Source organism: Halorubrum kocurii JCM 14978, from assembly GCF_000337355.1.
GTDB lineage: Archaea > Halobacteriota > Halobacteria > Halobacteriales > Haloferacaceae > Halorubrum > Halorubrum kocurii.
Genome location: NZ_AOJH01000083.1, coordinates 40,233 through 53,874, shown reverse-complemented (window position 1 = coordinate 53,874; position 13,642 = coordinate 40,233). Strand labels below are relative to the sequence as shown.

The 13,642-nt window shown below is 66.8% G+C and carries 11 protein-coding genes and 1 tRNA gene; 6 read left to right on the top strand and 6 right to left on the bottom strand.

The annotated features are described in order from the left end of the window. Nucleotides 1-135: 135 nt before the first annotated feature. From C468_RS13600 to C468_RS13590, 3 genes are read left to right on the top strand one after another with little or no spacing between them, the layout of a single operon-like run. Complete coding sequence (locus tag C468_RS13600) at nucleotides 136-3,840, top strand: hypothetical protein (RefSeq protein ID WP_008849479.1); 3,705 nt, start codon at nucleotides 136-138, stop codon at nucleotides 3,838-3,840. A 3-nt stretch (nucleotides 3,841-3,843) separates the two neighbouring features. Beyond that, nucleotides 3,844-4,176, top strand: coding sequence for a hypothetical protein (locus C468_RS13595; protein WP_008849478.1), 333 nt, complete (start codon nucleotides 3,844-3,846; stop codon nucleotides 4,174-4,176). Continuing rightward, nucleotides 4,173-4,367, top strand: coding sequence for a hypothetical protein (locus C468_RS13590; protein WP_008849477.1), 195 nt, complete (start codon nucleotides 4,173-4,175; stop codon nucleotides 4,365-4,367). Before C468_RS13595 ends, C468_RS13590 begins: the two co-directional genes overlap by 4 nt. A 472-nt stretch (nucleotides 4,368-4,839) precedes the next feature. On the opposite strand, the gene C468_RS13585 is transcribed toward C468_RS13590, so the two are convergent. The 6 genes from C468_RS13585 to C468_RS13575 form a co-directional block, all read right to left on the bottom strand. Next, nucleotides 4,840-6,516, bottom strand: a complete 1,677-nt coding sequence (locus tag C468_RS13585; protein ID WP_008849476.1) for a winged helix-turn-helix domain-containing protein — start codon at nucleotides 6,514-6,516, stop codon at nucleotides 4,840-4,842. After that, entirely contained in the window at nucleotides 6,513-6,725 is a 213-nt protein-coding gene (locus tag C468_RS17625) for a hypothetical protein (protein ID WP_008849475.1), read from the bottom strand. The genes C468_RS13585 and C468_RS17625 overlap by 4 nt, the downstream gene beginning before the upstream one ends. Then, nucleotides 6,715-6,840, bottom strand: a complete 126-nt coding sequence (locus C468_RS19140; protein ID WP_275039710.1) for a hypothetical protein — start codon at nucleotides 6,838-6,840, stop codon at nucleotides 6,715-6,717. The genes C468_RS17625 and C468_RS19140 overlap by 11 nt, the downstream gene beginning before the upstream one ends. Before the next feature lie 293 nt (nucleotides 6,841-7,133). Then, nucleotides 7,134-7,308, bottom strand: a tRNA-Trp gene (locus C468_RS18145). A gap of 113 nt (nucleotides 7,309-7,421) precedes the next feature. Then, the gene (locus C468_RS13580) at nucleotides 7,422-7,649 is read right to left on the bottom strand and encodes a DUF5795 family protein (protein WP_049912230.1); all 228 of its coding nucleotides are present in this window, start codon (nucleotides 7,647-7,649) and stop codon (nucleotides 7,422-7,424) included. A 99-nt stretch (nucleotides 7,650-7,748) separates the two neighbouring features. Beyond that, entirely contained in the window at nucleotides 7,749-8,786 is a 1,038-nt protein-coding gene (locus C468_RS13575; protein ID WP_008849473.1) for a DUF5794 domain-containing protein, read from the bottom strand. A gap of 524 nt (nucleotides 8,787-9,310) precedes the next feature. Between C468_RS13575 and guaB the strand changes: the two genes are divergently transcribed. The 3 genes from guaB (at nucleotide 9,311) to C468_RS13560 (ending at nucleotide 13,636) form a co-directional block, all read left to right on the top strand. Then, on the top strand, nucleotides 9,311-10,798 hold the full coding sequence (guaB, locus tag C468_RS13570; RefSeq protein ID WP_008849472.1) for an IMP dehydrogenase: 1,488 nt from the start codon (nucleotides 9,311-9,313) through the stop codon (nucleotides 10,796-10,798). Between the two features lie 160 nt (nucleotides 10,799-10,958). Continuing rightward, nucleotides 10,959-11,564, top strand: a complete 606-nt coding sequence (locus C468_RS13565) for a HalX domain-containing protein (RefSeq protein WP_008849471.1) — start codon at nucleotides 10,959-10,961, stop codon at nucleotides 11,562-11,564. Nucleotides 11,565-11,614: 50 nt separating this feature from the next. Next, the gene (locus C468_RS13560) at nucleotides 11,615-13,636 is read left to right on the top strand and encodes a DEAD/DEAH box helicase (RefSeq protein ID WP_008849470.1); all 2,022 of its coding nucleotides are present in this window, start codon (nucleotides 11,615-11,617) and stop codon (nucleotides 13,634-13,636) included. The last annotated feature ends 6 nt before the right edge of the window (nucleotides 13,637-13,642 follow it).

The window sequence follows — 13,642 nt, the reverse complement described above, 5'->3', positions numbered from 1 at the left end:
GGAGGCAGGGGGTCGATCGACTCAGACAGTCGTCCGCGCCGGTCCGGGCGCGGGCGCTCTACAGATACGCGCGCGCGTATCGGATGTGCACACAGGGGTCCCCCCGGGTGTGCGCGGACAGACGGAGGTGCGGGCATGACACGAGCAAGTGCGATCGCGATCGCTGCGATCGTCGTCGTGTCGATGCTGGCGGCGCCGCTCGGAGCGGCGACGGTCGGCGCACAGACGAGCGGACCGAGCGGTATGGTCGCGCTCGGGAGCGACCAGGTGGCGGAGGACGTACCGGACGGCGAGAGCATGCCGATCGGCGCGGGCGACCTCGAGGGCGCGATCTACGCGTCGGACCACGCCGACACGCTCGAGGCGGTCGTAACGACGCCGGAGCGAGCGGACGAGAAGTACATCGACAGCGGGACGGTCGTATCGAACGACAAGGTCGCGCTCGTGCTCCGTGACGACGAGGTCCACGACGGCCGCAAGGTCGCCGTGGAGATCTCGCTCCTCGAGGAGGCGATCGGATACGCGCCGGAGGTGGCGTACGGCGTCCACGACTCCGGTGAGGAGTGGCAGAGCCAGATCGAACGTGACGGAGAGGTCGGCGTGTTCGAGGTGCCGGAGTTCTCGAGCAACTCGGTGACGTTCAGCGGCGGGATCACGCTGTCGGGCGACGCAGCCGGCGACGGGACGAGCTATGAGTACCAGCTCGACAACCTCGACGGCGTCGATGATTTCGCGATCAATACGACTGGCGTGGAGAACAGCGAAACTGAGGAGGTATCGATGAGGGATACTGGCGAGGTTGACCCAGGGATCGGTGGTAACGTCGATCCGCCAGAGACGGAGATCACACTCGAAGGGAACGGGTTTGGATCCCGAACTGTCACCGATTCGGCGACCGGCGTCTCGGACGGTTACTCGACCACCGTCGATCTTGAGGGCTCGCTCACGGATACCGATAAGAGCGCGGCGCCGACGGTCGATGTGACGGGCGTAACTAACAGCGAGTGGGATAACGTCTCGGCATCGGGCGTCTCAAACGGCGACAGCATCCCTTTGGAGGTCTCTGGGACCACGTCGCCGACGGGACCGAGCTCGAATGGAGAGCCGACGGTTACGTTCACTGGTGTCGAGAAACACACAATAGACGACGTTGAAGACGGTGATACGACGACACTCTCCTCGGAGTGGGACGGCTGGAGCTCCGGATCTGGGACGACCTCGGCGACGAGCACAAACGTCATCGACGGGTCGCACTCGCTGGAGGTGTCAGGCAGTAACGAACTCGCGAGCGCGACGACGACGCGTAGTAGCGACATAACCGACCCACTTTCGGTGGATGTGCTTATCCCTCAGAAAACCGGCGACTCGGGCGACTCAACAACCCTCCAACTGCGATCATCCGATGCGACATTTCTCGGTGCTCTCAACTTCCAGGATGAGGGTCCGGTAGAGTTTGAGGGTGAGACAGTGCAATCATCATGGTCGACTGACACGGTCTATCAGGTCATGTTCGCGCCGAACTTCGCGAACGACGAGGTCACGATCTACATCAACGGAGAATCAAAAGGAACCTTCAGCCTGAGCAACTCGGCGAGCGGACATGGATACCTCCGCCTAGAGCGTGATTCGCGAGGATCTGGGGATACGCTCTCGGCGGTGTTTGACTCTATGAGTACCGGAAGAACAGATAGTCCAGCCATTGATATTGACGGCGACGGAGTCAACGAAGCCTCGCACTCAGGTGTCTTAGAAGCTGGTGAGACGGCGACCTATGAACTCTCGTCGCTGTCCACGGACAACGATGCTGGATCGGTGTCGCTCGAAACGGGGCCTGTCGACATCGATGTCTCGATGCGTGAACACAGCCAGACGCGCGATCCCGTCGTGGAGCTGAACGGTGAAACTGTCGAGCATACGGGATCGATCCCTGAGGGCGAGACAGAGACACTAACGTTCCCGGACGGCGCTGTCAATCCGGGGGAGAGTAATACTTTATCGCTAAGTCTCCGGTCGACCTCCGGTCCTTCCCATGAGGCAGATCTGAGTTATGAGTTTGAGGAATTAGACGGGTCGCTATCACCGGAGGTAGACACGAACGGCGACGGGAGCGCAGAAGTGTCGTCGACGGATCTTCTCACTGACGGAGAGACAACCACGGCGACGATCGACCCGTCGATCGCAGACACATGGAATATTTCGGCGACAGGTAACGCCCCGACCGTCTCCGCGGAGGTCACAGAGCGGACCAAAACGAGCGATCCCGTCGTGAAAGTGAACGGGTACGAAACCGAACACAGCGGAACGCTCGCGGATGGGGAAACGACCTCGCTCGCGACGAACGAGGCGTGGGTCGAAAACGGAACGAACACGGTGACGATCAACACAAATTCGCCGGAGAGAGGGCCGGAGTCACTGGTCGGGTTTGAGTACGCGCACGACGCGAGTGGGACGACACAGTCGGTAGAGGTTAGCGCGACCTCGTGGACGGAGAGGTTCAATGTGTCGAACACGTACCCGTCGGCGGTCTCGGACGCGAACGCGGTGCTCACGTTCGACGACAGCGTCGCGGAGATCAAGGAGGTGGAGTACCGGGTCGACGGCGGGGAGTGGAAGGCGCCGCCGAGTCACGAGCTGAACGGGACCGACCTCGAGGTCCAACTCGGGGACATGGGTGCCGACACGACGGTCGACGTGCGGGCGACGGGTCACAAGATTCGGACGTACGACGGCGCCGTGGAGATCGTCGAGCCGACGGTCGAGGGAGACGAGCTCGCGACCGAGGTAGAGATCACGAACATGACCGAGGACGCGATGTTCGGGCTCCGAGTCGACGGGACCGCGACCGGCGAGCGAGTCCACTACGCGACGGAGGAGTCGTGGAGTGGCGAGTCGGCTCATGTCGAGATCACCGAGAGCGGGACTCAGATACTCAGGGCTCCGGACGCGAACGTCGGCTCGATCATGACGGTGCGGTCGTCGCCGATCTCCGTCGAGCCGAACGTGGGCGCTGTCGAGGTGCTCATGGAAGACGCGAGCGAGCCGCGGTTCTCCGTCCGGGACGGAAACACGATCGGGGCGGACCAGCTCGACGTGACGTACTACGACACGATCAGCGGCGACCGCTATGCGCTATGGTCGGAAACGAACGACGTGGAGGTCGACGCGGCTCGCGCACAGTCGCCGGTGACGTTTACGGCCTCCGGCTCGACAGAGACGTACAGCATCCTACAACGCGACAGCTCCGGGACCACCGAGGTGGCGGGTCCGACGGACACTCGGAACACGCTGCCGCTCGTGCTGGCGTTTGGCGGGATCGGCGTGGTCCTAATCGGGACGGCGTTAGTTGGGCGACGGTTCGGAGTCGGTGGGCGACTCCTGCCGATCACGGCGGCGTCGCTGTCGGCGATCGCGATCCACGTGCTCGCTCCCGGACAGTCGCCGTTCGTCCGCGCGCTCGAGCTCGGGTACGACCCGACCGGAGACGCGGCGGGGAGCCTCCTCGAGGCGGCGCTCGGGTCGAACGTCGTCGCGATCGTTATCGCCGCGGTGCTCCTCCTCGGACTCTGGCAGGTCGACCAGCGGACTCAGGGGAACGTCCCGCTGCCGGTGTGGGCCGTGGTCGGTATCCTGACGGGCGTGTGGGCGCTCGAGACGCTCTCGCCGGGCGTGATTCTCGGCGGGCTCCGCGAGGGTATCTCGACCATGGCGCCGCTCCTGGTCGCGGGTGGAGCGCTGGGGATCGCGTACTTCGTGCGGAACTGGCTGCGCGCGCGGCGTGAGGAGGCATCGACGCCGGATACACAGGTGACACTCAGCGGGTTCGACCGAGGAGACGACTAAGCCATGTTCGGGGCCGTCCGGGAGATCGTCACGTCGATGGGGCTCGGCTCACAGGTCGCCATGGCGGCGACGCTGGTCGTCGCGGCGTTCTACGTGTACCGGGCCGTGGGCATGGCCCGCGTCGTCTCGGGCGTGCTGGGGACGCTCACACGGGAGGTGCTGGTCCTCCTGGTCGTCGGTGCCGTCGTGATCGGGCTCGGGTGGGCGTCGCCGAACGTCGGTACCGCGATCGACCACGCACAGTTCGCACTCCGCGAGGGCGTCGACCTTGCGAGCGGACCGGGCCGCCGGCTGTTCCGGTGGGCCGTCGACGCGGCTGCGGGAGGTGGCTCGTGATACTCGACCGGCTCGGGCGTGCTGTCGGAGCGGCCGTGATCACGTACAAGGAGGTGATTCGAGGAGAGGACCTCGCGATCTGTCGGGAGTGTGGACACGACGTAGACGTGAGCGAGGTTCCGTTAGTTCGGTGTCCGCGCTGTTCGGGCGACCTCGAGGAGATCGACCACTACCCACTCGACACGTCGTAAGGCTATCTGACAAGGTACCTTCTCGGGGTTCTGCCCACGCGTACACCGCGCTCTCACCGCGGAGAGGGCGTGATACGACCGTCCTGTAGGTTCACGTGCGGAGCGGTGCGTGGCGGTAGGCCGGAGCCGTTCTGGCTCCGGCCGTTATTGTTCTCCCCCTTAGGGGCTACACCCGTAGGGGAACCCGCTAACCTACCCACGCACCGCAAACGCTCTACCGGCCGATCTCGCGATGCTCGACACATCGATAGAGGGGATCCGACGAGCCGGGATAAGAATCATTATGTAGTTGCATCCGAGCCAGATCGCATCACAAATAAAATCATACGCTCAGGAGACACTTTCAGCGGGGTCGCGAGCCGGGCTTAACCAACATTAGACGGTCGTCGTCGGCCGAGCGTTGGTTAAGAGACGAAAAAGAGACGGCGCTGTCGCTGTCGACCGGGTCTCGAGTCGCGAACCGACGGGCGCCCTACCCGTCGATCCACTCGTACGGGTCGACGCGGACCCGCACGTGGTCGGGCTCGAGGTAGCCCTTCTCGAGCGCGTTCGACAGCTGGTGCGGCTCGAGGATCGTCTCCGAGAAGTACCGCCAGGTGTTCCGATCGTCCTTGTCGGCGCGATCGTCGTCGCCGGCGCCGTCGACGTCGTCGGTCTCCTCCTGGTCGCCGCCGACAGAGCTCGGATCGTCGCGCGCCTCGCGGCGCTCGCGACGCTCCTCCGCACGGTCCATCATGTCGTCGACCTGGTCGTCCGGGTACACGCGCCGGAGGATCTCCTCCGCCTCGTCGAGAACTGCGAGCGAGGGGAACACGACGAGAACCGGGTTCGAGACCTTCTCGACGACGCCCGTCTCCTGGAGTCGGGAGACGTGGTACCGGATCGTCGAGCGGGCGAGACCGGTACGCTCCTCGAGCGTGTCGTACGACGCGCCGCTCTCGGTGGCGACGACGCGGAGGATATCGTACACGGCCTGAGTGTTCGCTTTGAGAGCCTCGCGGTGGATCTCCGTCCCGACAGCCTCGTACCGCTCCCGGAGTTGCTCACGGCGCCCACCAGGGTGCGTATATTGGTACTCCGGCGAGGCGGGTCCGGGCTGATAGTCGTCGGCGATCAACTCCTCGCGACCGACGCCCGACCACTCGAGGTGGCTCGAAACGATCTCCCGGAGCGTTTGGAGGACCTCGTTCCACTCGTCGACGTGCGGGAGCGCGGCGTCTCCGTCGGTGCCGGCGAACGACGCCTCGAGCTTCGGGTGGTGGGCGGGGTCCTCGCGCGGGATCTCCGTCCATCCGGCGGCCTGATAGCACTTCAACTCGATATCGTACGACGTCCGCGGGTACCCGAGAAGGTGCCATCGGTCGGCGTCGAGGAGTGACTCGAGGTACCCCTCGCGCTGGCGTTTCTGGTGGGCGTCGATCTCCGACATACCACCGTACGCGATAAGCTCGCGAGTCTGGTCGATCGTCTCGACGACCTGGCGCTTCCACCCGATATCGAACCGGTGGTGAGCCTCGACTTTCGTGAGGCGGCGGGAGTCGGCGTCGCGATCGGCGAGGAGACGACCGCGGTCGACGTCGAGGACCAGCTCGAGAACGTCGATCATGCGACCCTCGACCTCCTCGGTGGAGTCCGCCCACGTGGTTTGGCACTTGACGAGACTCCCCTCTCCGTACTGTAGCGTGAGATCGGAGCCGTCCTGGTAATTGAGATCGGCGAATTGCGGGAGGACGCGGAGAGAACAGGCTTGTCCGGTCTTGTAGAGATCTCCGTCCTCGTCGCGCTCGCGGAACGTGAGGTCGTACTTGTAGTACGCGCTGTAGTCGTCGCCCGTTCCGGTCCCGGCCTTCCAGCGGCTCGAGGAGAGCTTAACGACCCACTCGCGGCCGGGAGTCGGCGCCTCGAGCCACGGGAGATCGTCAACGTCGACGACGGCGGCGATCCCGGGCTCGTTCTCGCGGTCGCCGACCACGTCATACCACAACTGGTGGACGGCGGAGTACACCGGGAGATCGCGGCTCTCGTCGTTAAAGACGGCTTGAACGCCGGCGCCGTGGGCGGCGGGCTCGGGACCGACACGGTCCTCGAGGCGCGGGTCGGGGAGCGTCCCGATCGTGGCGTCCGGCGTCGAGGGCATGTCGATGCTCATTCGGAATCGGCCTCCTCGAGGACGCGGAGAACGTTCCACCAGGTGACGCTCCGACACGAGTGACAGACGTGCTGGAAGGAACCGGTCGGCGTGTCGCCGACGATCTCGTTAGTCCGCTTCTCCGAGGTCTTTCCGCACCCCGTACACCGCGCCGAAAGAAGTGGTCCGACGTGACCGGCGCCGGGAGCGGAGCGCGACTTACTCGACATCTTCCTCCTCCTGGTCGAGTTCGTCCGCGAGCTCCTCGGGGAGGTTACCGTTCTCCTCCGCGAGCCGGAGCTGTTCCGCGAGCGAGTTTGCGTGACCGAGATCGTCGTCGCTCACGCGGATGCACCCCCGTCAACGCCGTCGGGCTTGTAACGGCGCGGCCCGTCCGAGGTACCTTTCGAGAAAGAGTCGGGGCGGTTCGGACAGCCGACCAGGTGACCGTACTCGAGATCACCATTGATGCTCCGGGTACACCGGGCGCCACACGTGTCACACCAGAACTCGCGGGATTTCGAGGCGGTGAAAGAGCCGGAGTAGCCCAGGCTCACGCCGGAACCCCTCCGGTTACGGACCTGTTTTTACTCGAATAGCTATTACTAAGAACTGATACGTTAGAGTGAAGACCGCTATGGGGCCGGAGGGATTTGAACCCCCGATCGACTGATATCTCCGGTGCGCCTCGGAACTCCAGAGGGTCGTCAACACGACCGATGATCAGTCGGCCGCTCGGTATATCAGTCTGGAGTGTCGTCCCGGGCGCAAGCCTCTGGAGTCAGTCGCCATGCCTGGCTTGGCCACAGCCCCGCGTGATCTCGCATCAGTTGGTTGCCGAAACGCAGATAAAGGGGTTTCGATCGCGAGCGATCGAGCGACGGGACGGCGGATCGAAGCCGCAGCGCCGCGGCGGCGCTGCGGCCTCACTCCTCGCGGTCGTCGGCGCTCCAGTCGCACTCCTGGCACTTGTAGCCGGTCACGAACTCGGTCACGCTCGGCATGTACCCGACCGAGATGACGTCGCTGCCGCACTCCGGACAGTCGCGGTCGGCGTCCGCGATCGACTCGGCTTCGAGCACCGACTCCCCCTCGACCAGTTCCGCGAGCTTCTCGGGCGTCACCATCCGTCCCTGCACGACGCGGTTTGACATACCCGCCGTACGCCGCCGAGCACCTAAACCCCGGCGACACGCCGGACGGGAACGAGACCCGGTTCGCCCAGCTTCCCCGGCTCTCGGTCCGGCCGGCGTCTACAGCCAGGGCGCCCGGGAGTCGTCGTCCGCGAAGGGGTCCGTGCCGTCCGCGTCGTCGTTCGCATCGGACGGGTCGCCGCCGTTGGCGATCACCGCCACGTCGTCGTCGACGATGGGCCCGGGCGCGGTCGGCGCGTCGAGCGGGGGATCCGTCGGGCCGGAGTCCTCGTCGCCGCCCGCGGCGTCCGACGCGTCGCTCTCGTCACCTTCAGCGGCTCCATCGGTGCCGTCCGCATCGTCGTCTGGGCCGTCGCCCGGCGAATCGTCGCTGGCGTCCTCGACCGGGCCGGCGTTCGGGTCGTACGCGAACAGCGTGGTGACGGCGAGAACGGCCAGCGCGATGGGGGCCTCGGTCTGCATCAGGTCGAACGGCCCGAGCAGGATAGGGAGCGCGAGGACGCCGAGCGCGACCGCTGAGCCGAACCGGAACCGGTCGATGTCGACCCGACCGCGGAGGTGCGGTGACAGCAGCGCGACGGCCAGGGCGAACGAAACGCCGACGCCCGCCGCGGCGGCACCGTTGAGCACGTACTCCGGCGACGTCATCTCGTTCACGGGCAACGCGAACCCGCTGGGGTCGAAGCTCGCGACGAGCCCGAGCGAGATGATGATGCCGGGGCTCGGCAGGTACTCGCCGATCTCCGAACTCGCGGTCTTGGCGGCGATCGTGAGGATCACCAGCCCGGCGAACCGCTCGAAGATAGGGAGATTGAGGAACGCCTTGAACGTGGGGGCGAACGCGGCTTCGAGCGCCGCCAGCGGGACGATCACCGCGCCGATCAGCAGCACGGAGGTCGCCATCTGTCGGCGGGTCCCGTCCATCTCGGCGAGGATCACGGCCGCGGTGGCCGACCCGCCGAAGATGAGGATTCCGGTCTCGACGACGCCGGTCGCCGTCGACATGACGCCGGCGATGACTAACGCGGGGAAGATCCCGTCGACGAGCGGCAGCACCATCACGGTCGCGAGCAGCTTCGTCGCGCTCCCGACCCGCTTCTCCAACCGGAGGGCGACCGGGTGACGTGAGACGCTCATTCAGGGACGATAACCCTGACCGACGGGTACACGGTAGGAAGCGGGCGACCCGCGATAGCCGAGGGCCCGGCGTACGGAGTCGAATCCGCGAGCGGCCCGACGAGTCCATGTAAAGCGTTTGCGCGGATTGCCGGCTGTAAAGCGGGCGCCGAGGTGGCGGATCGGCTGGCCGGCAATGCGCGCATTCACGGGACTGTCGGAGTCCATACTACATATATCCGTTTCGGTCGCGTTAAAGGTTGTGTGAGACGTGCCCGCACGGGTCGAGAGATCGGTGAGCAGCGTTTATATAGGCGTCGTGGATCCGGCGACGTGACCCGAACACGAGTAACGAATCGCCGGAGAGCCGTCGTCATCGACGACCGATCGGCACACGAACGCGTCGACCTCGATCCGACGATGCGCGAGGGCTAGGGCCCCGATATCGATCCACAATACTGTATATAACGTGAATGTGGATGACAACGACGTACACGTCTGTGCTGACTCGCAACGCTTTTTATCGGCCACTCACGACGGTTTATATGGCGACAGACTCCGGCCGATTCTCAGCGAAACTCGACGTCCCGGAAGCGTTGACGTTCGACGACGTACTGTTGAAACCCAAAGAGAGCCGCGTCGAGCCCGACGACGCGGACCTCTCCGCGCGCGTCTCCAAGAACGTCGAACTCACCGTCCCCGTCCTCTCGGCGGCGATGGACACGGTCACCGAGAGCGACCTCGCGATCGCGATGGCTCGCGAGGGCGGCCTCGGCGTCCTCCACCGCAACATGACGGTCGAGGAGACCGCCGCGGAGGTCGAGCGAGTCAAGCGCGCACACGAGCTCGTCATTCGCCGCGAGAACGTCGTGACCGTCTCCCCCGAGGACACGGTCCGAGAGGCCGACGCCGTGATGGAGCGACAGGGCGTCTCCGGCGCTCCGGTCGTCGACGAGGACGACGCGGTCCTCGGGATCATCTCCGGCACGGACATCCGCCCGTACCTCGAGGTCGGCGAGGACGACGCCGTCCGCGAGGCGATGACCGACGAGGTCATCACCGCGCCCGAAGACGTCGAGGCCCGGGAGGCGCTGGAGCTGATGTACGACCACAAGATCGAGCGCGTCCCGCTCGTCGACGACGACGAGCACCTCGTCGGACTCGTCACGATGCAGGGGATCCTCCAGCGCCGCGAACACGAGGAGGCCGCCCGCGACGGGGACGGTCGTCTCCTCGCCGGCGTCGCGGTCGGTCCCTTCGAGGAGGAGCGCGCCGTCGCGGCCGACGAGGCCGGCGTCGACGTGATCTTCATCGACTGCGCGCACGCCCACAACCTCAACGTGCTCGACTCGGCGCGGGCGATCAAAGAGACCGTCGACGCGGACGTCGTCGTCGGCAACGTCGGGACGCGCGCGGCCGCCGAGGCCGCCGTCGACTTCGCGGACGGGCTGAAGGTCGGCATCGGTCCGGGGTCGATCTGTACCACCCGCGTGGTGAGCGGCGCGGGGATGCCCCAGATGACCGCCGTCTCGCAGGTGGCCGACGTGGCGTCCGAACGCGGCGTTCCGGTGATCGCCGACGGCGGGATCCGGTACTCCGGCGACGCGATCAAGGCGCTCGCCGCGGGCGCGGACGCGGTCATGCTCGGCTCCTACTTCGCCGGCACCGACGAGGCGCCGGGGCGCGTCATCACAATGCAAGGGAAAAAGTACAAGCAGTACCGCGGGATGGGCTCGGTCGGCGCGATGAAGTCCGGCGGCGGCGACCGCTACCTCAAGGAGGAGGACGAAGACGAGGAGTTCGTCCCGGAGGGCGTCGAGGCCGCCACTCCCTACAAGGGGAGCCTCGCCTCCGAGCTCCACCAGCTCACCGGTGGGGTGTGTTCCGGCATGGGGTACGTCGGCGCCGAGACGATCCCGGAGCTCCACGAGCGCGCCGAGTTCGTCCGCGTCTCCAGCGCGGGACAGACCGAGGGACACCCCCACGACGTGATGATCACCGACGAGGCGCCGAACTACAGCCCGAACGAGTGACGCGGGCAGAGCGGGACCGGCGCAGGCTCGCAGTCCAGGCCCGGTCTCGCATCGAAACACGGGCGATCCGAAACCGGTGACGCGGACCCGAAGAGGTATTTTAATATAGTCCGCGAAGAGACGAAACGTGTGAGCGAACACGTCGTCGCTCCGAGAATCCATGAGTGAGCAACCGCCGCTGGTCCTCGTGGTGGAGGACGAACCAGACCTGGCCGACCTGTACGCCGCGTGGCTCGGCGACGAGTACCGCGTCCGGACCGCGTACGGCGGCCAAGAGGCGTTAGACGAGATCGACGACGCAGACGACGCGGTCGATGCGATTCTGTTGGACCGCCGGATGCCGGGGCTCTCCGGCGACGAGGTCCTCGCAGCGGTCCGCGAGCGCGGCATCGACTGCCGCGTGGCGATGGTGACCGCGGTCGAGCCCGACTTCGACATCCTGAAGATGGGCTTCGACGACTACCTCGTGAAGCCGGTCACCAGCGACACCCTCCGCGAGACGGTCGAGGGACTGCTCCGCCGCGGGGAGTATGACACGGAGATGCAGGAGCTGTTCTCGCTGACCTCCAAGAAGGCGATGCTGGAGACCGAAAAGAGCGCGACCGAACTCGCGGACAACAAGGAGTACCAGCGGCTCACCGACCGGATTAGCGATCTCAGATCGGAGGCCGACCAGTCGCTGGAGGCGGTGACCGAGGAAGACGACGACTTCGAGAAGCTGTTTCAGGAGTTCGACGCCGGTGCCGACATCGACGCTGAAGAGTAACCCGAGACGCGCGACTTTTTAAGTGCGATCCCGCCGAACCCGCAGATGGAATGCGCGTTCGCGATCTGCCGCTCTCGGAGCGGTTCGTCGACCACTTCGCTGAGCGGGGGATCCGCGAGCTGTACCCGCCGCAGGNGGGGGGCGCCGGGGGGTTGCCCCCGCCGCAGGCGGCCGCGGTCGACGCCGGCGTCTGCGAGGGCGAGAACGTCGTGGCCGCCGTACCGACCGCGTCCGGAAAGACGTTCGTCGCGGAGCTGGCGCTGCTGACCGCCGGTGGCCCCGGGTTGTACGTCTGTCCGCTCCGCGCGCTCGCCCGCGAGAAGTACGAGGCGTTCGCGGCGCTCCCCGGTGTCGACGCCGCCATCTCGACCAGCGACGTCGACGCGACGGGCGAGGCGCTCGCGGGCAACGACGTGGTGGTCGCCACGAGCGAGAAGGTCGACTCCGCGATCCGCAACGGCGCCTCGTGGGTCGACGAGCTCGCTTGCGTCGCCGTCGACGAGGTCCACCTCCTCGGCGCGGCGCGCCGCGGCCCGACCCTCGAAGTGACGCTCGCGACGCTCCGACGGCGGAACCCGGAGCTGCAGGTCGTCGCCCTGTCGGCGACCGTCGACAACCCGGACGCGATCGCCGACTGGCTCGACGCGACTCTCGTGGAGTCGGCGTGGCGTCCCGTCGACCTCCGCACCGGGGTCGCCGTCGGCGGCGACGTCTCGTTCGACGACGGGACGGCGATGACCGTCGAGACCGGAGACGACGCTGTCGGCGGGGACGGAGGCGAGGAGAGCGAGGGCGGCGACGACGATCCCCCCGACGCCACCGAGGTCACGGCCGCCCTCGTCGCCGACGCGGTCGACCGGGGCGGCCAGTGTCTCGCGTTCGTCAGGTCGCGGACCGAGGCAGTCGCGCTGGCCGAGCGGCTCGCGGCCGACGGCCTCGCGGACCGACTGGGAGTCGAGTCCGCCGCCGCGGCCGCGGGCGACGAGGCCGCGGACGTGGACGGGACGGCGACCGGCAGCCAGCTGGCAGACTGCCTTCGTGCCGGCGTCGCGTTCCACCACGCCGGGCTTCGAGCCGGCCATCGGGCGGTCGTGGAGGAGGCGTTCCGCGACCGCGAGGTCGCCTGTATCTGTGCGACGCCGACGCTGGCCGCCGGCGTCAACGTCCCCGCGCGGCGAGTCGTGGTCCGCGACCAGAAGCGGTACGCGGGGTCGGCGATGGAGTGGCTTCCCACGCTGGAGGTCCACCAGATGTGCGGGCGGGCCGGGCGGCCGGGGTTGGACCCGTACGGCGAGGCCGTCCTCGTCGGCAGTCGCGACACCGAGGCCGAGCTCGTCGAGCGATATGTCGACGGGGAGCCGGAGGCGGTGGAGTCGACGCTCGCCGATCCGGCGTCGCTCCGGACGCACGTCCTCTCCGCGGTCGCGACGGGGTTCGCGGAGACGGAGGCCGAGATCCTCGACGTGTTCGAGGGGACCTTTTACGCTCGGGAGACGGGAGCCGGCGGACTCGCCGACGCCGTCGCAGTCGCGGTTGACGACCTCGTGGCCGCCGGGCTCATCCGCCGGGAGACGGGCGGAGGCGGCGTTGAGGCGTATCGCTTGGTCGCCACGCCGATCGGAGAGACCGCCTCGAAGCAGTATGTCAGGCCGGAGACCGCCGAGCGGATCGTCAGCGGGCTTCGGACCGCGGCCGAGATGCCGAACGCGACGACGCTCACCGTTTTTGAGGTCGTCTGCGACACGCCCGATATGCAGGACACCTATCTCGGCAACGCAGAGCGCGCCGAGATCTACCGGTTCGCGCGGGCGAACGCCGGCACCCTGACGACGGCGATGGACGAGACGGACGACTTCGAGGGGTGGCTCGAGTCGGTGAAGACGGCGCGGATCCTCGACGAGTGGATCGGCGGCGCGACTGTCGAGGAGCTGGTGGAGTCGTACCGGATCGGCCCGGGCGACCTCGACTCTCGCGTCGAGCGCGCCGAGTGGCTGTTGAGCGCGGCCGAGGCGCTCGCCGAGACGATCGGCGTGCGCGTCCCGGCGGTCGCGAGGGCGCGCTCGCGGCTGTGACGGGGC